21 protein-coding genes are annotated in these 25,831 nt (G+C 43.9%); 20 read left to right on the top strand and 1 reads right to left on the bottom strand.

Translation table 11 applies throughout. From position 1 onward, the window contains the following. Positions 1–161: 161 nt before the first annotated feature. From FHS10_RS11160 to FHS10_RS11065, 20 genes are all read left to right on the top strand, one after another. On the top strand, positions 162–2,702 hold the full coding sequence (locus FHS10_RS11160) for a T9SS type B sorting domain-containing protein (protein WP_259090510.1): 2,541 nt from the start codon (positions 162–164) through the stop codon (positions 2,700–2,702). Then, positions 2,699–3,685, top strand: coding sequence for a PorP/SprF family type IX secretion system membrane protein (locus FHS10_RS11155; protein ID WP_259090509.1), 987 nt, complete (start codon positions 2,699–2,701; stop codon positions 3,683–3,685). Before FHS10_RS11160 ends, FHS10_RS11155 begins: the two co-directional genes overlap by 4 nt. 4 nt (positions 3,686–3,689) lie before the next feature. Beyond that, positions 3,690–5,432, top strand: coding sequence for an OmpA family protein (locus FHS10_RS11150; RefSeq protein WP_259090508.1), 1,743 nt, complete (start codon positions 3,690–3,692; stop codon positions 5,430–5,432). 549 nt (positions 5,433–5,981) lie between these two features. Continuing rightward, the gene (locus tag FHS10_RS11145; RefSeq protein WP_259090507.1) at positions 5,982–6,605 is read left to right on the top strand and encodes a sigma-70 family RNA polymerase sigma factor; all 624 of its coding nucleotides are present in this window, start codon (positions 5,982–5,984) and stop codon (positions 6,603–6,605) included. Positions 6,606–6,617: 12 nt separating this feature from the next. Beyond that, positions 6,618–6,905 (top strand): hypothetical protein, encoded by a 288-nt coding sequence (locus FHS10_RS11140; RefSeq protein WP_259090506.1) that lies wholly within the window; start codon positions 6,618–6,620, stop codon positions 6,903–6,905. A gap of 538 nt (positions 6,906–7,443) precedes the next feature. Beyond that, positions 7,444–8,253: an alpha/beta fold hydrolase gene (locus tag FHS10_RS11135; protein WP_259090505.1), complete on the top strand. Its 810-nt coding sequence runs from the start codon at positions 7,444–7,446 to the stop codon at positions 8,251–8,253. Between the two features lie 344 nt (positions 8,254–8,597). Further along, complete coding sequence (locus FHS10_RS11130) at positions 8,598–9,068, top strand: YHS domain-containing (seleno)protein (RefSeq protein WP_259090504.1); 471 nt, start codon at positions 8,598–8,600, stop codon at positions 9,066–9,068. Between the two features lie 37 nt (positions 9,069–9,105). Next, complete coding sequence (locus tag FHS10_RS11125; protein ID WP_259090503.1) at positions 9,106–9,546, top strand: YHS domain-containing (seleno)protein; 441 nt, start codon at positions 9,106–9,108, stop codon at positions 9,544–9,546. A gap of 13 nt (positions 9,547–9,559) precedes the next feature. After that, the gene (locus tag FHS10_RS11120) at positions 9,560–10,258 is read left to right on the top strand and encodes a phosphopantothenoylcysteine decarboxylase domain-containing protein (protein ID WP_259090502.1); all 699 of its coding nucleotides are present in this window, start codon (positions 9,560–9,562) and stop codon (positions 10,256–10,258) included. Positions 10,259–10,271: 13 nt separating this feature from the next. Further along, positions 10,272–10,679: a DoxX family protein gene (locus FHS10_RS11115; protein WP_259090501.1), complete on the top strand. Its 408-nt coding sequence runs from the start codon at positions 10,272–10,274 to the stop codon at positions 10,677–10,679. A 20-nt stretch (positions 10,680–10,699) separates the two neighbouring features. Continuing rightward, positions 10,700–11,200 (top strand): hypothetical protein, encoded by a 501-nt coding sequence (locus FHS10_RS11110; RefSeq protein ID WP_259090500.1) that lies wholly within the window; start codon positions 10,700–10,702, stop codon positions 11,198–11,200. Next, complete coding sequence (locus FHS10_RS11105) at positions 11,188–12,978, top strand: NRDE family protein (protein ID WP_259090499.1); 1,791 nt, start codon at positions 11,188–11,190, stop codon at positions 12,976–12,978. The genes FHS10_RS11110 and FHS10_RS11105 overlap by 13 nt, the downstream gene beginning before the upstream one ends. 3 nt (positions 12,979–12,981) lie before the next feature. Then, positions 12,982–13,638 (top strand): LysE family transporter, encoded by a 657-nt coding sequence (locus FHS10_RS11100; protein ID WP_259090498.1) that lies wholly within the window; start codon positions 12,982–12,984, stop codon positions 13,636–13,638. A 392-nt stretch (positions 13,639–14,030) separates the two neighbouring features. Beyond that, positions 14,031–15,371, top strand: coding sequence for a deoxyguanosinetriphosphate triphosphohydrolase (locus FHS10_RS11095; RefSeq protein ID WP_259090497.1), 1,341 nt, complete (start codon positions 14,031–14,033; stop codon positions 15,369–15,371). A gap of 136 nt (positions 15,372–15,507) precedes the next feature. Then, positions 15,508–17,865: a GH92 family glycosyl hydrolase gene (locus FHS10_RS11090; RefSeq protein ID WP_259090496.1), complete on the top strand. Its 2,358-nt coding sequence runs from the start codon at positions 15,508–15,510 to the stop codon at positions 17,863–17,865. A gap of 254 nt (positions 17,866–18,119) precedes the next feature. Then, positions 18,120–19,367, top strand: a complete 1,248-nt coding sequence (gene fucP / locus FHS10_RS11085; protein WP_259090494.1) for an L-fucose:H+ symporter permease — start codon at positions 18,120–18,122, stop codon at positions 19,365–19,367. Positions 19,368–19,503: 136 nt separating this feature from the next. After that, positions 19,504–20,523, top strand: coding sequence for a LacI family DNA-binding transcriptional regulator (locus FHS10_RS11080; protein WP_259090493.1), 1,020 nt, complete (start codon positions 19,504–19,506; stop codon positions 20,521–20,523). 374 nt (positions 20,524–20,897) lie between these two features. Further along, positions 20,898–21,836 (top strand): dihydrodipicolinate synthase family protein, encoded by a 939-nt coding sequence (locus FHS10_RS11075; RefSeq protein WP_259090491.1) that lies wholly within the window; start codon positions 20,898–20,900, stop codon positions 21,834–21,836. A gap of 67 nt (positions 21,837–21,903) precedes the next feature. Continuing rightward, positions 21,904–22,905, top strand: a complete 1,002-nt coding sequence (locus FHS10_RS11070; protein ID WP_259090490.1) for a 4-hydroxyproline epimerase — start codon at positions 21,904–21,906, stop codon at positions 22,903–22,905. Between the two features lie 353 nt (positions 22,906–23,258). Further along, positions 23,259–24,503 carry an NAD(P)/FAD-dependent oxidoreductase gene (locus FHS10_RS11065; RefSeq protein WP_259090489.1) on the top strand — a complete coding sequence of 415 codons (1,245 nt, stop codon included), beginning with the start codon at positions 23,259–23,261 and terminating at the stop codon, positions 24,501–24,503. A gap of 97 nt (positions 24,504–24,600) precedes the next feature. On the opposite strand, the gene FHS10_RS11060 is transcribed toward FHS10_RS11065, so the two are convergent. Next, positions 24,601–25,683 (bottom strand): serine hydrolase domain-containing protein, encoded by a 1,083-nt coding sequence (locus FHS10_RS11060; RefSeq protein ID WP_259090488.1) that lies wholly within the window; start codon positions 25,681–25,683, stop codon positions 24,601–24,603. Positions 25,684–25,831 lie beyond the last annotated feature (148 nt).

The following is a 25,831-nucleotide window of genomic DNA, read 5'->3' as shown; positions in this document are numbered from 1 at the left end:
AATAGGGGGTGAGAAGGAATAGCAGCCAGTTGGGAGGGAATAAAAAATCTTTCGAACACTCAAGGTTTAAAACCCATCGCTATAAGGAACGATACCCACAAAATATTTTTCGCCCAAATTCCCTTCCTTTTTATAACTTACAGCGTTGTAAACACAAATACATGCTGCAAAGCACAGCCTTCACCTCAATCAATATTTATCCGCGCCTAAGGTTGTTGATAGTCAGATGCTTTTCTATGGCATTTGTGGTAATGCTTATTAACGTAATAAATACAAATAATTTATTGGCCGAGGGCAGTAAGGAACTCAATTCCAATGGAGGCAATCGTGCTTATCTTTTCTCCAGTAGTACATTAAACAACGCCTCGTTCCCGTTCCCCACGTTGGGTACCATGAAAGTTTATGTAAAAGCAGGCGAGCGTATTTACGTAGGTTCAAGCGCCCAGGGTATTAGTACAGGCACCATAAATTTGAGGGCGCCCGATGGCAATACTTATACCAGCGGCACCGATGCGCTTGTTGGTCTTATCCAAAACCGGGCGCAGGAACAGGCTGGTCCGCTGCCCAATGCGGGTGGTTATACTCCCTTTATAAAAACAGTACAGCCGGGGCAGGAAGGTGTTTGGGAAATAGATTTTATTGCCGGAAACCTGGGGAGTGACCTGAATGGCAACCCTCCTACAGTAGCCGCTAATGCAAACTGGACACAGCCTGCGGCCGAATATATAACCGCCTTTGATGTGTCTGTGCGTAATGCCGCCAACACCGGCTTTGTAAACGGCCGGGTTTATACGCAGGTGTTTTCGGGGATATTGGGTACATTTAATGTGGGCTTTAATGCCATATTTCATATCCTTACTAAAGATGGCTATCAGTATATACTCAACAATAACGGGCAGGCGGGTAATGGCTTCACCTTTTTTGTAAACAACAAAGGTTTCAGGGGCGACGACGGCAAGGCATCGTACAAAAGTATAAATGGGTTAAGCCCAAATATCAACGTGCAGGACCCACGCGCGCCGGATACAGAAACAGATGTTACCCAAAAGATCTTTTTCAATACGCCCGCAGCCGATTTGCCTGCTACGGCAAATACACCCGGAGCTGCCACTACCTGGCTTTTGCAGGCCCCTGTAGTGCCTGTAATAAGTAACGTAACTTTTACCGGTGCCGAGGGGACACCCGGGATGGCCGGTACAAGCCCTTTGGGCGGCAATTTCAATTTTAATATTACGGGTAATGGCACTTATGTGATCACCCTTGATATTAATCATAACGGATTATATACCGATGCCATCGACCGTAAACTAACCGGGCAGGCTAATGCGGGCAACAACCAGGTTTTTTGGGATGGACTTGACGGCAACGGCAATAAAGTACCTGCAACCAACAGCACCTTCCAGGCCGGTATTACCATAGCAACAACAGCAGGCGAGGTACACTTTCCGTTTTTTGATGTGGAACGAAACGTGAACGGGCTATTGCTTACCCGTACCAACGGTACCTATGCGCCCGATGATTCACTTTACTGGGACGATAGCCCGATAACCGTGGTTGGCACACCATCAAACCCGGTTAAAAATTTGACGGGTTTAAGCAGCGCTATCAACGGGCATAAATGGGGGAGTACAACTACTAATCCGCTTAACGATGCCGATTTTGGCAATAATAAATGCATAGATACCTGGAGTTATATTAAAAGTAAGCCGGTAATTAGTTCGGTAAGTTTTGTAACCCGGGAGGCTGATCTATCGGTAGAAAGTATCACCGCTTCGGATGCCTGTTCGGGGCAGATAGCGGTATATAAAGTGGTGGTGAAAAATAGTGGCCCGGATGATGTTAGTGGCGGGCAGTTCAGTTTTGATTTCCCGGCTACGCTAACAGATGTAGCTGTTACCAGCGCGTCAATTACGGGGATCTCTGCTTCGTCTGGCGGGGCGGTTACTGCCAACGCCTACCATGCCAATATTGATATAGCCAACGGTGCTGTGCGCACTTTTACCATCACCGGCAACATCGCTGCCACGGCCAACGGTGATCTTGCTGTTTCGGCGGGTATGCTGCGCCCGGCTGATGTAACCGACCCGGACGCCACTAATCCCGATGCCGCTATACCTACTGATGCAGCTAATGAATGTGATGCATTGCCATCTGGTGTTGGATGCAATAATATCAAAACCAATATTATCCATGTAACCCTGGCGCCAAATGCCGGCCCCGATCAAACTATATTTCAATACGCCCAGGCTACTATGGCAGGCACAGGAATTGGTACCTGGACACAGTTGGCTGCCGATGTCGCCAAAGCCACAATTACCAATATCACCAGCCCGACTACCACCATCGCCGGGCTTGACCAATTGGGTTTATATCATTTTTTATACACCAATATAAATGGCTGTGCCGATACCGTAGTGTTAAAAGTGATCTCTACCGATCTGGCGATCCCCAATATCATCACACCAAATAACGATGGCAAAAACGATGTGTTTAAAATTGTGGGCTTAGAAAGTTATCCAGGTTCGCAATTACTCATCTTTAATCGCTGGGGCAATGAAGTTTACCGGGCCGATAACTACAAAAATGACTGGAATGGCAGCGGCCTTGCCGAAGCCACTTATTTCTATATCCTGAACAGGAAAGAGCATACCGGCGAAGTTACGTCGCTTAAAGGATGGGTATTTTTAAAACTAAGCAAATGATGCGCGGCTATAAATTATGTATGCTGATGACAGGCCTGGTTTTACTCACCCTAAAACTACAGGCCCAGCAAAGCATACAATTTAGCCAGTATGTATTTAACGGTTTAGCGGTAAACCCGGCGTATGCGGGTTATAAAGAAGATTGGACGCTTAACCTAAGTAGCCGCATCCAGTGGGTGGGTATTAACGATGCCCCCAAAACGGGTACTGTAGCCGTGGATGGCTTAACCAACAACACCAATCAAAATGTAGGCTTAGGCCTGATAGCCACGTTTGATAAACTGGGGCCCGAAAGTACATCGTCGGTTTATGCGAATTATGCTTACCGCTTGCGGTTGGACGAACTGGATACCAAACGCCTGTGTTTTGGTATCGGTTTTGGCGCAATACAGTATAGGTTAGATGGTGCCAAATTTAACGCTACGGATGATGGCGACGCCAATATACCGGCAGGCACCCAAAGCAATATAACGCCCGATTTCAGGTTCGGCATCTATTATTACTCGCCAAACGTATATATTGGGGCATCGATATTTAACCTGCTTTCCGGGTTGGGTAACACGCTTGATCATTTGCAGCAGTATAAACAGCAGCGCACCATCTATTTAACGGGGGGGACTATGATCCCGCTTAATGAGACGATAGATTTGAAGCCCTCTTTATTGGTTAAGGAGGATTTTAAAGGGCCTACCAATGTGGATGTTAGCAACAGCGTGATATTCAACAAGCGGATCTGGATAGGCGCATCGTACCGTACAGGTGTTGATCTGTGGCATAAGAGTAACCTGCAAACCAGCCTGGATAAAACCGACGCGGTAGCTGGTATTGTGCAGTTTTATATCAGTGATAATTTTAGGATAGGATACTCTTATGATTTCACCACAAGCAAGCTGGCAAGTTCGCAAAGCGGCTCGCATGAGCTTTCATTGAGTATCAGTTTCCCAGGTAAAAACGGGCGAGAGGTTAGTCCACGATATTTTTAAGACGATGAAAAAGTTTATACTGGCTTGTATAGGGATGTTGTTGGTAGCAAAAGCTGCCACCGCGCAGGAGCAGCTATCTATTAAGCAACAGGCCGATAAGCTTTTTGACCGGTATGAATATTTCAAAAGTCTTCAACTATATCTTAAACTGGCCGAACGAAAAAACGCCGATGTAAAGCTAATGGAGCGCGTAGCCACCTGCTATCGCTACATTAACCAATACGCCGAGGCCGGGCAATGGTATGAGCGGATCATAGCCAATCCCAAAGCCGAAAAGTTAAGTCATTATTTTTATGCCGAAGTACTGCTGAGAAACCAAAAATTTGAGCAGGCAAAACAACAATACCGCATTTACTTTACAGAGGATGCGGGCGCGTTGGCCTTAAAGCTCAACGATTGCGATTCGGCTATCGTTTGGATGAAACAATCGTCAGCCTATAAAGTAACCAATGCCATTGCTGCCAATACTCAATCATCTGACTGGGGTGCGAGCTACGATGGCAAAACGGGTATCATTTTCACGTCCGACCGAGAAACCGGCGATGGCAAAACAGATAACCGCACCGGCAACGGCTGGTTTAAATTGTATGAGTATGATTTAACAACCAAAGAAACCAAGGCGCTGATCATCGACGCTGGAAACAGCCCCGAATTTAAAGGCGCGTACCACGTCGGGCCAATGGCGCTGAACGCGCAGGGCGATACCGCCTACATCACCCTAAGTACAGAAACGGCTTCAAAAAACCTCCCAATCGATAAACGCACCGGGCAAAGGCTTTACACCCGCCGCCTGCAATTGGTAACGGCCTGCAAAAAAGGAGATCGCTGGGTAATATGCGGTGGTTTTGCTTATAACAATGTTAAGCAATACTCGGTTGGTAATGCGGCGCTGTCAAAAAATGGCCGGTTTTTGTACTTTAGTTCGGATATGCCTGGCGGGCTGGGTAAAACAGATTTATGGTATTGCCAGAAAGAAACCGATGGCTCATGGGCTAAGCCGGTTAATTGCGGTAATAAGGTAAACACCAAAGAGGAAGAGAACTTTCCTTTTGTGGATGATAATGGCGTATTGTACTATGCCTCAAAAGGGCTACCCGGTATGGGGGGGTATGAAATTTACACAGCCATAGGTAGCAAAGCAAATTGGAGCAGTCCTAAAAACTTAAAATATCCCATCAATAGTACCAGCGACGATTTTAATTTAATTACTCATGATGGCTTGGGCGGTTACCTGTCGTCGAACCGGGAAAACGGACAGGGCAATGATGATATTTATGAGTTTGCTTTGGTGAAAGACAGTATTAAAATCATTAAACCTTTAAGATCAACGCCCGGGTCTGTTATTACTTCGGCAGTACCTTCATTGCCTGGCTCTGTCACAGGTTTACCGGCGGCGGGCTACACCACTGGGATCATTTATTACGATCTGGATAAATCATTTATCAGGCCCGATGCCGCGGCAGAGTTGAACAAGCTTGTCGATGTTTTAAAACAATACCCCGGTTTAAAGGTGGTGTTATCATCTTACTGCGATTCAAGGGCGTCTTATCTTTACAACCTTGCCCTATCCCAACGCCGGGCAAAGGCGGCAGTTGCCTATTTGGTCAAAAACGGCATTGCAATTACAAGAATGACTGCCAAAGGTTACAGCAAAAGCAACCTTGTAAATCAATGCGCCGATCATGTAAAATGTTCTGAAACAGATCATCAGTTGAACAGGAGAACGGAGATTAAGGTGGTTCAGTAAGCCACAAACTATGAGGGCTTATATCGTTTAAACAAACCAAGGGAAGACTCACCCCGCCAGGCTACGCCGGCGACCCTCTCTCCAACTTCGTTGCAAAGAGGGTTTGGAAAATAAAAAGCTTTTTTTACCCTCTGTGCGGCTTTAGTCGGAGAGAGGGTCGGCCAGCGAAGCGTTGCCGGCGTGAGTCGTTGCCAGCGTACGGAACTAATGGTCGTGTAAAATCGAATGCCTCCTACCCATGACAAGTCCATCATGTCATTGCGAGGCACGAAGCAATCGCATGCTATACAGGGCGAATCTGCACAGTTCGCGATTGCTTCGTGCCTCGCAATGACATAGCTTTATATTGTCATCCCCTCCTTCAGAATTTCGCGAAATTTTATCACTCGCAATGACGCTTGTTTTTTATTTAAACTGTTGATTTAGTGAATCTTAATGTATTTTATAAAAAAACTTTAATTTTCTTGTAAGGTTTCACAATCAAAAACGACTAACCGGCAAAAAGGACATACAGGGCTTCAGGCCTGATCATGAAACATACCTCTAACTATGGATAATTCTACTGATTATAACATGCTTAACAATCCGCAGCAAACGCAGTCTGGCGGTGAGTATTTGATCGATCCGCATCAATGGGTTGATAAATATGCCGATTACCTGTACACCTACGCTTTTACGCGCACCAATAATGAGGATAAAGCACGCGACCTGGTGCAGGAAACTTTTTTGGCCGCGTTGGAGAAAGTGGATGGTTTTGAAAGCCGGAGTTCCGAAAAAACCTGGCTCACGGCTATTTTAAAAAACAAGGTGATTGATAATTACCGCAAAGCCTCATCGGGCCTGGCAAAAAAAACGGTTTCATTAGATGCCGGGGCAGGACAAACGGATTTCTTTGTGCCCGATTACAACAACTGGCGACCGGAACATGTGCCAAAGGCTTTTGGTCTGGAAGATGATTGCCCGATGCTGAATAAAGAGCTGAACAGCATTTTACAGCGATGTCTGCAAAAACTGCCCTCGCAGTGGCTGGCTGTTTTTACCATGAAACATATGGACGATGCCAAAACCGAGGAAATTTGCAGCGAACTAAAAGTTACCACAGCCAATTTTTGGGTGATCATACACCGCACCAAACTTAATCTTAGGGCATGTTTACAACGGAATTGGAATTAAATACAGGAGGATATGGAAATGGATGAGATAACTAAAATAGCCTACAACTGCAGGAAAGCTACGTTTTTGATCGAGAAGCAGCAACTAAGTAGTATAACCATGCGCGAAAAGCTGGAATTGAAAATTCACCTGGCCGGTTGTGTAGTTTGTCGCATATTTATGCAACAGAGTGCCAACATCAACAAAATGGTGCATAACCTGCTACATGATGACACACACACCGAAATGAAGCTCAACGACGAGTTTAAAAAAGAGATGAAGGACAAGATAGAACAGCAGTTGAATAATAATAAAAATTAATTGATGCATAAATTGATACTTTAGAAGATGTTGTTTGAAATGGTATTGCAAAAGGAAATCTCGTTACTGTGTCGTTTCTCTTTTCCATTGGAACCCTACCATGTCATTGCGAGTGGTAAAATCCGCGGACTGTGAAGGGAAAATGACGTAAAAGATTTGTCATCCTGAGTAAGTTTTATTTGCGCACAAATAATAGCATTGCAAATGGCACTAAAAATAGCTCTAATAATCAGTAAGTTACAAATTTGTCAATGGCAGGAACGAAGGATCTTCTTCGCCCTGCTAATTGCAGACTTTTATAGCGAAGAAGATCCTTCACTATGTTCAGGATGACAAACGTTTCTTACAAAACGTCATGGGTAGGCACGAAGCAATCGCACGTTTGCAGAGCGGTCTTGCAGAGTTCGCGATTGCTTCGTGCCTCGCAATGACATGGTTTTATTGTCGTTCCATCTTAAACACCTGCGCCTCTCAATCACCAATAATTAATTGTGATTTTATGAAATTCAGGCAATTCGTACTCATTTTCATACCCTTTATGTTAATCGCCTTCACATCCTGCAGGTACATGCGTATGCCCGATAAAAAGGCCGAAGTTGAATTTGATGAGCAAAGTTTGCAGCCGCGGTTTACCTATACTTATGTTGATAACGTACGCTTACATTACGTTAAAGTAGGTAACGATACCTTGCCCACCATTTTTATTATCCACGGATCGCCGGGTTCATGGAAACGGTACCGCGAATATTTGATGGACCGCGACCTGCTAAAGCATTTCAGGCTGATAGCTATTGACAGGCCCGGTTTTGGATACAGCAACCCCGGGCATGCCTATCATCTGCAGGAACAATCCAAACTCATTTATGGCATAGTAAAGCAGGAAAGAAACGGTAAGCCCTTCCACCTGATGGGGCATAGTTTGGGCGGGCCGATAGTAGTAAAGCTTGCCCAGGATCATCCCGAAGCTTATACTTCTGTAACCATCCTTGCCGGCTCAATCTCCCCCTACGATGAACCCGCCGAAAAATGGCGGGCCTGGGTGGTTTATAACCCGTTACAATACCTGTTACCACGCCCCTTCAGGGTTTGCAATACCGAGATCTGGTATTTTAAAAAAGATCTGTATCAAATGGATACCTGCTACAACCGCCTAACTATGCCCGTAACGTTTATTCATGGCGATAAAGACCCCCTGGTAACGGTAAAAAATGTGGATTATGGCACCAAAAAGCTGGCTTTCAATAAGCATGTTAAAGTGATCATTATACCCGGTGCCAATCACTACATCCCCTATGAGCATTTTGATATCATCAAAGCGCATCTGCTTACTTTACAGACGGTTAAATAACACGTTCGTCGGGTTTGTTTACAAGTAAAACGTGGGAAATCGATTTTGAAATTCAGGAGGCACCTACGGAGCCAGAATACGCATGTTTTGCTATAAACACGTGGCTCCTCTGGAGCCTGTAGTCATTTTTTAAATTCATTAGGTGGTCTGCGTTTTAGAACTCCGTAGGAGTTACGTGTTTATAGTAAATAATCTCTTGTTCTTGTATGGGCTCCGTAGGTGCCTCCTTTCTAAAAGCGCCCCAACAAACCAGCATCTCCCTAAATTATTTTCAAATTTTTTGTAAGGCTTGGTGCAATCCTGCGACAAAGCGGGAAAAACACCATAACACTTATAAAAATATCATGAAAAAATTATTCAGCCTGCTTTTGGCCTCCGCATTTACCATCAGCATGGCATCGGCACAAACCGCCACAGATCTTCATAAAAAACATTACAACCTTGATAGCGAGGGTTTAGCCATTAAAGGTTATGACCCGGTTAGCTATTTCACTGTCCAAAAAGCACAGGAAGGTAAAAAGGATATCACCCTAACTGCCGAGGGCATTACCTACCGTTTTGCTACCACACAGGATAGGGATTTATTTAAAGCCAACCCTGCCAAATATCAACCGCAATATGGCGGCTGGTGCGCTTACGCCATGGGTGCCACCGGCGAGAAAGTAGACATCGATCCCGGTACCTTCAAACTGTTGGATGGTAAGCTTTACCTGTTTTACAACAAGTTTTTCAACAACACCAAAAAAACCTGGGATAAGGACGAAGCCAACCTGAAACGTAAGGCTGATGCCAACTGGGACAAGATCATCAAATAAACCGGGCAAATCATCATCAATCAAAAGCACAAACATTATGAAACGTACCATCATCATTGCCGTACTCGCGCTATTCACCATTGTAGAGGCTAAAGCTCAAAAGTCAGAAATTTTTGCACCAGGCGGCAAAGCCATTAAAGGGTATGACCCGGTTGCTTTTTTTAAAGAATCAAAACCTGTTAAAGGTGCCGATAGCTTAAGCTACACTTGGAAAGAAGCTACCTGGCTGTTCTCCACCCGTCAAAACCTCGAAGCTTTTAAAGCCGATCCGGATAAATACGCGCCTCAGTATGGCGGTTACTGTGCTTATGGTCTTACGCAAGGTCACAAAGCGCCAACCCAAACCGATACCTGGACGGTGGTAAACGATAAGCTTTACTTTAACTATAACAGCAAGGTAAAAGAACTGTGGACTAAAGACCAACCTGCTTTGATCAAAACAGCCGACGAAAAATGGCCGGAAATTAAAGGCCAATAAAACGCTAAATATCATGAACACAGCAACAGAGAAACCTTTGGTATTAATTACCGCCGGGCCAACACGGGAAGCCATTGATCCGGTGCGTTACATCAGTAACCATTCGTCAGGAAAAATGGGCTATGCTATCGCCACTGCCTTTTTAGAGGCAGGTTACCCCGTGGTATTGGTATCTGGTCCGGTCAACTTAACGCTTACCAATCCAAACCTAACCACCATCAACGTTAACTCGGCCGATGAAATGTTCGCGGCCTGTAAGGCTTACTTCGCATCAGCAAAAATCGCCGTTTTCGCTGCCGCCGTGGCCGATTACAAACCGGCCGAGATCTACATCAATAAGATGAAAAAATCGGCCAGCGAGTTCGACCTTAAAATGGTTAAAAACGTAGATATAGCCTACGAGTTTGGGCAGGTAAAAACAAACGACCAGGTTGCTGTGGGCTTTGCTTTAGAAACTAACGACGAAGAGCAAAACGCCCTAAAAAAGTTATACAAGAAGAATTTTGACCTCATTGTCCTTAATTCCACCCAGGACAGTGGGGCGACATTCGGCTTCGATACTAACAAAATCACCATCATCAACAAGGATTTTGTATTCAGGGCATTACCCCTAAAATCAAAAGCAGAATTAGGCAGGGATATAGCCCAGGCGGCCATAAAACTGGTAAAAACAAATACCGATAAAACCATCAACCAAACACAACTCACTTAAAAACACAACGATCATGACAAGCGTACCACTTAACATTTTAACATGGCTGTTTCGCCTGGCGGCCGCCATTATTATGCTGCAAACCTTATACTTTAAGTTTAGCGCAGCACCAGAGTCTGTATATATTTTCACTACCCTTGGTTTAGAACCCTGGGGGCGTATAGGGATAGGTTCTTTGGAACTTGTAGCCTCTATACTCATCGTTATCCCTAAAACCACCAGTCTTGGTGCTTTATTAGCAGTTGGTATTATGGCCGGTGCCATATTATCGCACCTGACCAAATTGGGCATTGTAGTTCAAAACGATGGCGGGCAGTTGTTTACCCTCGCGCTGGCTGTTTTCATCTGCTCTGCAATTTTGCTCATCATTTACAGAAAACAGCTCATCTCTTACATCCCATTCATTCATCAACAGGCTTAATCATTTTAAATACCACCATCATGAAACTGAAAGAACCTATCTCCAACTTAATGGAGCAATTAGAATATGTAATTGAAGGATTAACCAACCAGCAATATACGCAGCCGGTAAAGGTGTTATCAAAATCTACCATCGGCCAGCATACCCGCCACATCCTGGAGTTTTTTATCGAACTAAATAAAGGCTACGAAGACAGGATAGTTGATTACGATAAACGCATTCGTAACCACGCTATCGAATCTGATAAATACGTGGCCATTAATACCCTGCACCAAATAGTTGCCAGCCTGGTTAAGCCAGATAGGGAGCTTGTTTTAAATGTAGAGTATGGTGCCGAAGCTGACCACCGCGCCCAGGTAATTACCAATTACTTACGCGAGCTGGTTTACAATATGGAGCATACCGTGCACCACATGGCATTGATAAGAATAGGGGTAGAGGCTATATCCGAACTTGAGATTCCCGCGGAGTTTGGTGTCGCAGCATCTACACTGAAATTCAGGGCGGCATGTGCACAGTAACCTACATCCCTAAAAAGGAGGGGTTTTACCTAACCTCGAACCGGGACGAAAGCGTAAACAGGGGGCAGGCCATTACGCCGCGGGAATATAGCAACGGCAAAAATACCCTGCTTTACCCCAAAGATGTCGACCGTAACGGCAGTTGGATTGCTGCCAAAAATAACGGCGACCTGGTGGTGTTACTGAACGGCGCTTTTATAAAACATACCCCGCAGCCTGGATATAAAAAAAGCAGGGGCCTGGTTTTAATGGATATTATTAAAGCCGATAACCCTTATGAGTTTTACAGTACACTCAACTTGTATGGCATTGAACCATTTACTGTAGTGCTGTACTCGGGCAATAAACTGTATGAATGCCGTTGGGATGGTGGACGCAAGCACATTACCCCGCTTGATGAAAAGATGGCTTATATATGGTCGTCGGTAACGTTGTATGATAAAATGGCTACTGCCAAAAGAAATAGCTGGTTTAGCGATTGGAACCGCGGCCAATGCCAGAAAACCGCTGATGATATTTTACGCTTCCACCACTATGGAGGCAGCGGCGATTTGAAAGATGGTTTGGTGATAAACCGCGAAGGGAAAATGAAAACCATGAGCATCACTAATATTGATGTAAGCGAGCAAAACGTAACCATGACTTATCATGATCTGAAAGATGATAAGCAATATGTAAGCGGGCTTCATATTGAAAAAGAGATTACGCCGGTAAAGCCTCAATTTACTTTACCCCGGTTTTTAGAATTGAGAAGCTTTTTTATCAGGTTGATGAACTGGGAATACTGGTCGTTCAACACGGTTTATTTGCCGGTAATGTTTTACTGGTTTTGGCTTAGCTTTAAATCACGTTCGTTTTTCTTTTTTAACGCTGCAAATCCGCTAATAGAAAATGGAGGCTTCGCGATGGAAAGCAAATGGCTTATTTATAAACTGATGCCTGAAAAGTACAACCCCGAAACCATGTTTTTTACCGCTGGTACCGATATGGAATTGATAAAACAAGCTATAGAAGAGCATCGCTTCAGTTTTCCGATGATAGCCAAGCCAGATATTGGCGGCAGGGGCGTGCTGGTAAAAAAGGTGCATAATTTGGATGAGCTAAGCCAGTATGTTAAAAGTATCAGGGTCGACTTTTTATTGCAGGCCTATATCCCTTATAAAAATGAAGTCGGGATCTTTTATCACCGCATGCCGGGCGAAAGTAAAGGGCATATTTCGGGGATTGTAGGCAAGGAGTTTTTAACCGTAACCGGCGATGGAAGATCGACAATAGTCGAGCTGATTATCAACGAGCCGCGTTATTTACTACAGTTACCTGTATTGAAAGATACCCATGCCGATATTTTGCACAATATATTGCCTACAGGTGAAGCATTGACATTGGTGCCCTATGGCAACCACGCACGGGGGGCCAAGTTTATAGACCTCAGCCATTTAATCACCGATGAATTAACAGAGAACATTGACAAAATGTGCCAGCAGATCCCCGAGTTTTATTTTGGGCGGATGGACGTCATGTACAATACCTGGGATGAACTTTGCGCCGGCCAAAACCTGGCGATAGTGGAGTTGAACGGTGCAGGCAGCGAACCAACGCACATCTATGATCCCAAACACTCCATATTTTTTGCCTGGAAAGAGATTATGCGCCATTGGAAACTCCTAAGCGATATCAGCAAGCAAAACCGCCTTAACAAAGGCCTCAAATGCATGACCTACCGCCAGGGTATCACCATGCTAAAAAATAATACCAATTACCTAAAATTAGTATCCTAACCCATGAGCAAATATTTGAAGTTGTTTTTTGTTGCTTTCAGCATCAGTTTTATAGGGGCGTTGCCCATTGGCACCTTAAATGCCAATGTGGCCAACTACGCGCTTAAAGGTAATTTTATGGGCGCTGCAGAATTTGGACTGGCGGCAATTATAGTAGAAGTTGTATTGGTAAGGCTTGCTTTGTTTTTATTGGATAAACTTGGGCACCTGCAAAAGCTGTTCAAATACCTGAGCGCCTTTATGTGTGTGGTGATCTTTTTTCTAGCTTACAAAACTTTAGAGGCTGCGTTTCATATGCGTAGTTTTCAGGATGATTTACCCTTTGTGGGGATGCAGCCATTTTACTCGGGCCTGGTACTTAGCCTGCTTAACCCGCTGCATTTACCCTTTTGGCTGGGTTGGACGGCAGTACTAAAAGGCCGCGAGGTGCTGGCTTCAAAAGCAGGGGATTACAATGTTTATATTACCGCTATAGGCACAGGCACGCTGTTGGCATTTGTGCTTTATGGGGTTGCAGGCAACTATTTAATGAATGCCCTTAAAGCGCAGCATAATTTAATTAACTGGATTTTGGGTTGTACGTTATTGTTAACCGGTTTAGTGTTGGCTTATAAATTGATTGCTAAGAAGATAAGTTTGGGCGGCGTGGCGCAGGGGTAGCAGGGAAATCGCTTTTAGATTTGTCAGATTTCATCTACATTGGATAGGTAGCACCTACGGCGCATAAAAATCTTCTGCTTTTTTTTCTACAAATAGGTAGCCGCTGCGCGGCAGACATGATTGTGAGATATGGACAATTTTATCTTGTTGGGCTTATCATTGCCAATTGCTATTTTTTGCCGCATAGCGGCTACCTATTGGTAGCCAATCCCCACCACCCGCAAGGTGCCGCGTAGCGGCTACCTTTCTAAAAGCGACTCAATAAAAAGATTCATCACCTATTACCCAATGAATAATTCTGATTATAAAATGTCCATACGGTTATAATTTATTGAGAATTATAGGATAATATTGCCTGTGAATTTAAAAGCTACCTGGTAATTGCATATTTTATGAATTGGGAAAAGTTATTATCGGCAAAACGTTGGGGTTACGAGGATAAATACGTAGCGAGCCAGGTTGATGCCCGGTCGGAGTTTCAACGCGATTATGACCGAATCATATTCTCGTCGCCGTTCAGAAGATTGCAGAATAAAACCCAGGTATTCCCTTTGCCGGGCAGTGTGTTTGTACATAACCGACTTACGCATAGTTTGGAAGTAGCCAGCGTAGGAAAATCATTAGGTCGTATTTTTTATAACAGGCTTAAGGCAGAAGATCCTGGGATAGATGCCCGTCTGCCGTTAATGAGCGATATTGATACCATCGTTTCGGCGGCATGCCTGGCGCATGACCTGGGCAATCCTGCGTTCGGCCATTCGGGTGAATCTGCTATTTCACACTATTTTGCCGAAGGCGATGGTAAACAATACCGGGACAGGGTAACTGAAAGTCAATGGGCCGATTTAATTAACTTTGAAGGTAACGCCAATGCGCTACGCATCTTAACGCACGCTTACTCTGGCAAGGGCAACGGAAGTTTCGCGCTTACTTATGCAACTATAGCCGCCATTGCCAAATATCCCTGCGCATCCATAGTGGGGGGCAATAAGGCAAATATCTACACCAAAAAATATGGCTTTTTTCAATCGGAACAAGATGGCTTTCAAAAGATAGCCGATGAGTTGGGATTAACTAAAGTACAGGATAGCCCGCTGATCTATAAGCGCCATCCGCTGGTTTACCTGGTGGAGGCAGCCGATGATATCTGCTATAACATTATCGACCTTGAAGACGCGCACCGTTTAAATATTCTATCGTACCAGGAAATTGAAGACCTGCTGCTGCCCTTATGTAACGATCCTAAAATGCGTACCCGTTTGGATGACATTGATGACGACGATGCCAAAGTTGGCTACCTGCGGGCGCGTTCCATCAACACCCTGATACAGGAATGTTCCAAACTGTTTTACCGCGAAAAGCAAACCATCCTTGATGGCGATTTTAATCATTCGTTGATGGATTTGATTGACGAACCATTCAGGTCGATCATGAAAAACATTACTAAGCTTTCTATAAAAAGGATCTATAATTACTCATCGGTAGTACAGATAGAAGTCGCGGGTTATAAAGTAATGGGCGGTATATTGGAGGAGTTTATACCGGCATATCTGCAAAACAATTCAAAATACCATAAAAAGCTGATAGAACTGATCCCCAAACAATTCCTTACTAAAAACGAGGATGACTATTCAAAGATCCAGTCGGTATTAGATTTTGTATCCGGGATGACAGATCTGTACGCGGTTGAATTGTTCAGGAAGATCAAAGGGATTTCGTTTCCTTCGTTGTAGCCCCGGGGAAATTATACTATTAAGGGTGAATTTATTTTACAATCACATTTTGCTAAATCGATTTTATTAAATAATTTGGCCTATAATTGTCAATCTAAATAAAACCATCTGCTAAACGTAAATTCACGATTAAAAAATGACCAACACTAAACAGGCTGTTTTTAAAGCTTTGCCGGGCAAAAAATACTGCGCGGTAATTTTTACTGCTGCACTTGCTATCAGCACCCTAATTGTAAAAGCGCAAACGCCGGCCGCTTACGTAAACCCTTTTATTGGTGCTACTACCAATACCGACGATGCAGGCGTATATCATGGACTGGGCAAAACTTTTCCGGGTGCGGCCACTCCTTATGGTATGGTACAGGTAAGCCCCAATACAATTACCGGCGGCGATAACGGATCGGGCTATAGCTTTGAGCATACCAGTATTGAAGGTTTTGCCATGACCCAAATGAGCGGCATTGGCTGGTATGGCGATCTGGGCAATTTTTTGGTGATGCCTACTACCAGCAAACTTAAAACCATTGCAGGCAAAGCCGATGGCTCATTACATGGTTATAGATCTAAATATGATAAAAAGAGCGAAAAAGCATCTGCCGGATATTATAGCGCGTTATTAACCGATTATAACATTAAGGCCGAAGCTACTGCTGCCCCGCATAGCGGCATGTTAAGATTTACTTTTCCGCAAAACAAAGAGTCGCGTATACAAATTGACCTGGCACGCAGGGTAGGGGGCACATCAACCCTGCAATATGTAAAGGTGGTAAATGATCACACTATTGAAGGCTGGATGAAATGTACACCCGATGGTGGTGGCTGGGGTGATGGCGACGGCCATGCTGATTATACCGTTTATTTTTATGCCGAGTTTAGCAAGCCCTTAACCGATTTTGGTGTTTGGAGTGCCGATATCCCCGATGGTTGGGGCCGTAAGCTTAACGATGTAACCAGCGCCAAATATCTTAACCAGGTAGCTGCCGCCCCGGTTTTAAAGGGCGTTAAAGAAACGGAAGGTAAACACCTCGGATTTTATACGCAGTTTGCAACACATGCCAATGAGGAGGTGATCCTGAAAACAGGAATCTCCTTTATCAGCATGACGGGAGCAAAAAACAATTTAAATGCCGAGATCAAAGACTGGAATTTTGATGGTGTGCACCAAAAAGCGATTGCTTTGTGGAATAATGCTCTATCAAAAATTAACGTTGAAGGTGGCACCAAAGAGCAAAAAACGGTTTTCTATACGGCGTTATATCATACGATGATAGATCCGCGCATTGTGAGCGATGTAGATGGCAATTACCCTGGTGGCGATGGCAAAGCACACCATGCGGCCAATTTTAACAAGCGTACTATTTTTAGCGGTTGGGATGTTTTTAGGAGCCAGATGCCTTTGCAAACCATCATCAATCCATCATTGGTGAACGATGAGATCAACTCATTGGTAACCCTGGCCCAGGAAAAGCAAAAAGATTACCTGGAACGTTGGGAACTGTTAAACGCTTACAGCGGTTGTATGCTGGGGAACCCTGCAGTATCGGTTATAGCCGATGCCTACGCTAAAGGGATCCGCAATTTTAATGTGCCTGAGGCTTACAGGTTGGCTGTTGGTTCTGTTGAAAAATTCGGTAATGGCGATAAGGGGTTCACCGGCGGCGACCTCAGCATTTCGTACACACTCGAATACGCTTATACCGATTGGTGCACCGGGCAATTGGCCAAATGGCTGGGCAAAACAGCTGATGCCGAAAAATATATAAACCGTGGACAGGCCTATAAAAATGTATTCGATCCGGAAAAAGGCTGGTATCGGCCTAAAGATGATAAAGGCAATTGGAAAGCCTGGCCCGATTCGGCCCGTACCAAACAATGGTATGGCACCATTGAAAGTAACCCCTATCAGCAGGGCTGGTTTGTGCCACAGGATGTGCAAGGGATGGCCAAAATGATGGGCGGCAATGAAAAAGTTATTGCCGATTTGAATAACTTTTTTGGAAAAACGCCCGATAACATGATGTGGAACGATTATTATAATCATGCTAACGAACCTGTACATCATGTACCTTTCTTATACAACCGCCTGGGCGCGCCGTGGCTTACCCAAAAATGGACCCGTGAAATCTGTCGCAGGGCGTACAACAACTCGGTTGATGGTTTGGTGGGTAACGAAGACGTAGGGCAGATGTCGGCCTGGTATGTGTTGGCTGCCAGTGGGATTCACCCGGTTTGTCCCGGGGATACAAGGCAGGAAATTACCAGTCCGGTGTTCAACAAAGTAGTTTTAAAGCTCGATCCTAAATATGCCAAAGGCAAAACATTTACTATTACCGCGCAGAATAATTCGGCAACCAACATTTATATTCAAAGTGCCAGGTTAAACGGTAAGGTTTATAACAAATGTTATATCGACTATAAAGATATAACCGCGGGTGGTAGCCTTTTGCTTACCATGGGCAGTAAACCAAACAAGAGCTGGGGGATTTTACAATAACAAATAAAGCGAATTGTATTGACTTATTGAAAGTGTTAATTGTACCTGCGATATCTATATTGCCAGGTACAATTAGTTTTAGGGGGATGCGATTGGCCCCGAAATCATACACGAATAGCGCGTTCATTCATAAAAGTAAACGCGGAGGTGGTAAAAAAATGATTAATTAAAAAAAATAAATCGTTTTAGATATGCATAATTCAAAGATTTCAATTAATTTGCCCTCACCAATTGAAACTCAATAAATCTTTATAATGAGCACCAAGCCCAACTTTACCGAACGCAAGTACCTTGTGGTATTAATATTTGTGACCTCACTGTTTTTAATGTGGGGAGTATCAATGACCCTTGGCGATGTTTTAAACCGGCATTTCCAAAATGTACTGCATATTACCAAGTCTCGTTCGGCTTTAGTTCAGTTCTCCATTTTTGGGGCATATTTTGTTATGGGTATCCCGGCTGGTATGTTTATGAAAAGGTTTGGTTATAAAAGTGGTGTTTTAATGGGGTTGATTCTTTACTCCATAGGAGCATTTTTATTTATCCCCGCGGCCAATGCCGAATCATTCACATTTTTCAGAATAGCGTTATTTGTTTTGGCTTGCGGCATGGCGACGCTCGAAACCGTAGCACACCCATTTATAGCGTCCCTTGGAGATCAGCGCACCAGCGATCAACGCATTAACTTTTCGCAGGCATTCAATGGTGTTGGTGGAGTAATTGGGCCGGTGATAGGCAGTTATTTTATATTAAAAGCCGGACAGGAACATTCAAACGACCTGGTATCTGTTAAACATCTGTATATCATCATTGGTGCAGTGATTGCGGTGGTTGCCTTATGTTTTTCATTTCTAAAAGTACCACCGGTAACAGATCCACACGCTGTTTCTGACGACTCGTATGCTAACGATTCTTTAGTAAACGTTACTCAAATAAAGGTATCCACAGGAAAAAGATCAAGCCACTTTATTTTTGCTGCTATAACCCAATTATTTAATGTGGCAGCACAAGGCGGAACTTGGGCATTTTTTATAAACTATGGCCACGATATTATGCATTTTAGTGATGAAAATGCAGGCTACTACTTTTCTTTAAGCATGGTGATGATGATCGTTGGTCGCTTTGCAGGTACTTATCTCATGCGTTTTATCAAGCCTTATAAACTGTTAGCCACTTTTGCATTCTGCAATATTATCATGTGTGTTATAGTAGCACAAGGATTTGGCTGGCCATCATTTGTGGCCTTGCTGTTTATTAATTTCTTCTTCAGCATTATGTTCCCTACTATTTTTAGCCTCGGAATAAAAGATATGGGGGCGGATACGCAATTCGCGTCATCGTTGATTGTAATGGGAGTTGTCGGTGGTGGTCTGTTCCCATACCTGATGGGTTTAATCGCCAACCACAATGTAGCCACGGCCTATTATTTGCCTATTATTTGTTACCTTGTTATATTTGCCTTTGGCTTTATGTACCCAAGGCTAAATAAAAAAGCGGTTTAGGTGCCGCTATCCAATAAGCCGTCATCATCATATTTACAGTTAACCGATTTAGTATTAAAATAAATCGATTAACTGATGGTGTTGTATTTACAATATGTTTATATTGCCCTATATTTGAAATAACTAATATAAACGGGTGAAGAAGAAACTATCAATTGTTGACATCGCCAACGAGCTAAACGTATCAAAAACTACTATCTCATTTATCCTTAACGGGCGCGCCCAGGAAAAAAGGATAAGCAATGAACTGGTTGAACGTGTAATGAAATACGTGGCCGAAGTTGGCTATAAGCCAAATTCGCTGGCTAAAAGTTTACGTACCGGTAAATCAAACACTATTGGTTTAATGGTTGAGGATATCTCGAACCCCTTTTTTGCCAGTATTGCACGCCTCATTGAAGACCGCGCCTATAAAAATGGTTACAAGATCATTTACTGTAGTACCGATAACGACACCAGCAAAACCCAGGACCTGATAGGTATGTTTCGCGACAGGCATGTGGATGGCTACATCATGGCTCCGCCTGAAGGAATAGAGGAAGATATTGAATCGCTGATCAAAGACGGCATGCCGGTGGTTTTGTTTGACAGGCACTTGCCCGGTGTTAAAACCGACTTTATTGAGATAGATAATCTTTTCAGTACCTATAATGCTACTAAACATTTAATAGAGCAGGGGTTTAAAAATATAGCCTTTGTAACCTTTGCATCGCACCAAACCCAAATGGTGGATAGGGTAAAGGGGTATGAGGATGCTGTAAAAAGCGATGGACTAAAATCTACCGTAAAAGAGATCGTATTTAACCAGGATGAAGAACAGATCATGGTTCCGCTACGCGATTTCTTTAAAGAAAATCCCAATATAGATGCCATCTTATTTGGCACCAACCACATTGGTACTTGCGGATTGAAGGTAATGAACGAACTGGGCAAAAAGGCCCCTACCGATATCGCGGTAATCTCTTTTGATGATTATGATGTGTTTAAACTGCATTCGCCCCCGGTAACGGCTATTGCGCAGCCTGTTGAAGCCATTGCTGATAATGTGATCACCGTATTATTAGAGAAACTTAACGACCGTTCATCATCTGCCAAACCGCAATCTATCGTGTTGAAAACCGATTTGAGGATTAGGAACTCGTCTTTGAAGAAATAGAATTAAGAGGCAAGAATCAAGAATTAAAACCTTTTGAAAAATTAGAAGACTTACGAAGTTTTTAAAACTTCGTAAGTCTGGCTTTTAGGTCGTTCAATTCGGCATAGCGCTATAAACTTCTGCATATTTATAGCGTGTTCTAATTCAAAAGTTCAAGATTTATACGCCCATAATTTCCCCTTTTCTGCTAATTCTTAAATTCTGAAAATTCTGATTCAGGCGATGCTGTTAACCATATCTTAACCCAAAATGTCTGTCAATTCCATTTTTTTTAACAAAAAAAGATCAATCAAGTTAAAATCCGGCTAATGATTGCTAAATTGTAAATGAATAATAAGCTGTTACAACCTTAATTTTGTTAAAAAATAAATACAATGATAACTTTTGACTGGAAAGGCGTATTCCCTGCGGTAACCACCAAGTTCACCGATAATGACGAATTGGATTTTGATGCATTTGATGTAAACCTTAACGCGCAGCTGGAAGCTGGTGTTGATGGTTTCATTTTAGGCGGCTCATTAGGCGAGGCCAGCGTGCTGAGCGATGATGAAAAGTTTGCATTATTAAAACACACTATTGATTTTGTAGGCGGTAAAGTACCTGTAATACTTAACATTGCCGAGCAAACTACCAAAGCTGCCGTAGCTTGTGCCCAAAGGGCGTTTGATACTGGTGCCGATGCTTTAATGTTGTTGCCGCCAATGCGTTACAACAGCGAAGAGCGTGAAACTTTGGCCTTCATTGGCGCGGTTGCCGAAAGCACCAAGCTGCCAATAATGATTTACAACAACCCTGTTGACTATAAAATTGAAGTTACGCTGGATATGTTTGAAAAGCTATCTGTTTATGATAACATCCAGGCGGTAAAAGAATCTACCCGTAATGTATCAAACGTTACTAAAATGATTAACCGCTTTGGTAACCGCTTTGCTATTTTAACCGGTGTTGATCCCCTGGCTATGGAAAGCCTGGTGATGGGGGCCGATGGCTGGGTGGCAGGTTTGGTTGACGCGTTCCCTAAAGAAACCGTTGCCATTTTCCGTTTGGTAAAAGCAGGCCGCATTGCCGAAGCGTTAACTATTTACCGTTGGTTTTTACCTGTGCTTGAATTGGATATTCACGCCAAATTGGTACAATACATTAAACTGGCCGAGGTAGCTAATGGCATTGGTACCGAAAATGTACGTGCTCCCCGTTTGCCTTTAATTGGCGAAGAACGTGCTAAAGTATTAAAGATCATTAACGATGCGATAGCCGTTCGTCCTGAATTGCCGGTTGGCAGTTGGGGTAAATTAGCCGAAGTTGAGGCGTAATAATCACATCATCTGTAAATAAATAATTAAAGCTTTTGGCCTTGCGCCTTAAGCTTTTAGCTTATATATGAGTAGTAAAACTTTTTTTTGTGTAGATGCCCATACTTGCGGTAACCCTGTAAGGCTTGTTGCAGGCGGTGGTCCAACCCTTAAGGGCGATAACATGAGCCAGAAGCGCCAGCACTTTTTAAAAGAGTACGATTGGATACGTACCGGGCTGATGTTTGAACCCCGTGGCCATGATATGATGTCGGGCAGCATTCTGTATCCGCCTCATGACCCGGCCAATGATGTGGCCGTGCTATTTATTGAAACCAGCGGCTGTTTGCCAATGTGTGGCCACGGTACTATTGGTACCATCACCATTGCTATTGAAGAAGGATTGATTCAGCCTAAAGTACCCGGTATTGTGCGTATGGAAGCACCAGCCGGTTTGGTGCTCATTGAGTACAAACAGGAAGGTAAAAAAGTAATATCGGTTAAGTTGAAAAACGTAGCCTCCTATTTGGCAGCTACCAATCTTGAAGTGGAATGCCCTGATCTGGGTACTTTAACCATTGATGTATCATACGGTGGTAACTATTACGCTATTGTTGATCCGCAGGCAAATTTTGGCGGTATTGAAAACTATACCGCGGGGCAATTGATTGCCTGGAGCCAGGTTTTACGTAAACGTATCAACGAAAAGTACCAGTTTGTACATCCACAGGATCCTACCATCAATACCTGTACCCACATCCTTTGGGCAGGTGCTGTGTTGGATGAGACTTCGACTGCCCGCAATGCTGTTTTTTATGGCGATAAAGCGATTGACAGATCACCTTGCGGTACAGGTACATCGGCACGTATGGCGCAATGGCATGCCAAAGGCAAGCTTAAAGTTGGCGAGCCTTTTATCCACGAAAGCATCATAGGCAGCAAATTTACAGGCAGGGTAGAGGAAGAGGTTAAGATAGGCGAACTGGATGCCATTATTCCAAGTGTAGAAGGTTGGGCCAAAGTTTACGGCTACAACACTATCAAAATTGATGATGATGACCCGTACGCGCATGGGTTTCAGGTGATATAAGGCTTTATTAGCCATTATGTCATTGCGAGTAGTAAAATCCGCGGACTGTGAAGGTGGAAATGACAACATCGCCCCTTGTCATTGCGAGGAACGAAGCAATCTCGTCGCCATGCATATTCGCTCTGTATGGCTACGAGATTGCCACGCTGCGCTCGCAATGACATATTTTTATATTTGTCATGGGTAGGAACGAAGCAATCGCGAACTATGCAGATCCGCTCTGTAAGCGTGCGATTGCTTTGTTCTTCGCAATGACATATAAAAAGTGCCGCGCAATAAAAGCTGGTACTAAACTAAATACAAAACTCAAGCTTTAGGCCTTCCGCCTTTAGCATTAAGCTCCAAATAATACAATGTCAAAAGTACTGATCATAGGTGGTGGAATAGTTGGTTTAAGTTCTGCCTATTATTTGCATAAGGCCGGGCACCAGGTAACGGTGTTGGATAAAGGCGATATGACGGATAGCTGCTCATACGGCAATGCCGGTATGATAGTGCCAAGTCACTTTATTCCGTTGGCTACTCCGGGCATGGTATCGCAGGGCATCAAATGGATGTTTAACAGCAAAAGTCCGTTCTACGTAAAACCATCATTAAACCCGCAGCTGATTTCCTGGGGATTAAAGTTTCTGCAAAAAGCAAACGCGGGCCACGTAGAAAGATCGGCAACGCCGCTTACAGAACTATCCTTACTCAGCAAAAAGCTTTATGAGGATCTGAGCAAGGAACCTGGTTTTGATTTCGATCTGGTAGAGAAGGGCATCCTGATGTTTTACAAAACAGAAAAAGCCGGCGAAGAAGAAGCTCACATGGCCGAAAAGGGCCGGGAATTAGGCTTGGATATGGCGGTGCTTAGCCCTGCTGAGTGCGTGAAGTTACAGCCCAATCTGCAGCTTGATGTATTGGGCGCGGTGCATTACCGTTGCGATGCGCATCTATCACCAAATAAACTGATGGCCGCTTTGCTTAGGTACCTGAAAGGTGCCGGTGTAAACCTGGTAACCAACAAAGAAGTAACCAAAATTGAAACTACAGGTGACAAGGTAACCGGCGTATTATCGCACAGTGAAAAATTTACTGCCGATGAATATATTGTGGCAGGTGGCTCATGGTCGCCGGCAATTGGAAAATTGTTAGGGATCAAAATTTTGCTGATGCCGGGTAAAGGTTATTCGTTTAACATAAAGCAGGAAATACCGGCCATGGAAATTCCTGCTTTATTAGCCGAAGCCCGTGTTGCTATCACCCCAATGAATGGCGGTTTACGCTACGGCGGTACTATGGAACTGGATAAGATCAACAGTCGCATTAACATGAACCGGGTAAAGGGTATTGTAGAATCGGTACCAAAGTATTTCCCGGGTTTAAAACCGGCCATCCCTGCCGAAAAAGATATCTGGTTTGGTTTCCGTCCGTCGTCTGCTGATGGCTTGCCTTACATAGGTCGTAGCAATAAGTTCAGTAACCTGGTTATTGCTACCGGGCACGGTATGATGGGATTAGGTTTAGGGGCTGCTACAGGTTTATTGGTACAGGAAATTGTATCTGGCGATAAAACAGCGATTGCGATTGATGCTTTCGCACCGGATAGAAAATAAAAAACAATAACTCCCGCAGGTTTTTAGCTACGGGAGTTATTATTGTAACGGGGCATACTCACCATAGATGTATCACTCTCACTTCTTTTGTGGCATTTTACAAAGCCTCATTCACCAACTCGTTCAACTCATAATACCGCTTATTCCTACCCTCACTATTAATATAAAAAGTCATCATAAAAGCCGCATAATGTTTATCGTTGTTGACCCATGGAAAGCTGCCAAATAATCCCGGACTGCTTATGAATGACGACTTATGTGTGCCTGGTACTTTCAACACCCATTCGCCAAAACCATAGCCCGCGTTGCTGGCTTCAGCAGGGGAGTAGGCTACTTTTATGTTGGCAGTTATCCTGTTTATCTGCATGTCGATAATGCTTTTTTCACTCAGGATGCGCTTGCCGTTAAACATACCTTTGTTAAGGATCATCGCCAAAAAGTTAAGGTAATCATTTGGGGTGCTGTATGCGCCGCCGGCAGGTAAGGCCACCGCACCTTTGCCAAAATCAGAATTGATCATGTTTAAGGGCTGGGCAATGCGCTCGGCAAAAAGCGTTTCAAAGCTTTTGCCACTTATTTTTTCAATAATGGCACCGGCAATTTGCAGCCCTGTGTTGCTGTATCTGAATACCGTGCCCGGTTTGCCTTCCATAGGCATATCGGCAATGTTTTGAATAGCCTCGTCCATACTGTTCATCTGCCGCATCTCCTGTAAACTTTCTTTCAGGTCGGGCGCTCTAACGCCGGTAAGATGTGATAGGCATTGGCTTATGGTGATACCGCCTTTACCGCTTTTGGTAAGCACAGGCAGATATTTACCAACGGTATCATCCAATTTTAATTTACCCTCATCAACAAAGGTCATGACCAAGGCGGCGCTGAACCATTTGCTGCAACTGGCCACAGGGATTTTGCTGGTTGGCGTAAAGGCATCGGTGTTGGGTGCTTTCCCCATTTTGCGGGCAATCATTTTGGTGACAAATTTTTGCTTCATCGTCATGTCGTCTTTGCTGCCTGTATATATCACCTTGCCATCTTTATAAACTACCAAAATTACCCGACCTCCCATTTTTTCTACATTGGCAGATAGCCACTCATCTACCTTTTCAAAATGATGTTGAGCATAGGAGCTGAGAGTGTTGGTTGCAATGAGCAATAAAATCAAGATGATCTTTTTCATGATTAAATATCTAAGTAAAACAGCACCAGGAAATGAATTGACCGGCCAAAGAATGTATTATGCCGGGTAAACTCCCTAAATATAACGTTCCCCTGGCAAAATTTAAGGTGAAGCTGAAAATTCGTGGGGTAAAAAGAGCCTCACCTAA

Source organism: Mucilaginibacter dorajii, assembly GCF_024808255.1.
GTDB classification, from domain to species: Bacteria; Bacteroidota; Bacteroidia; order Sphingobacteriales; family Sphingobacteriaceae; genus Mucilaginibacter; species Mucilaginibacter dorajii.
The sequence above is the reverse complement of the archived record's forward strand: the minus strand, read 5'-3'. Positions and strand labels throughout refer to the sequence as shown.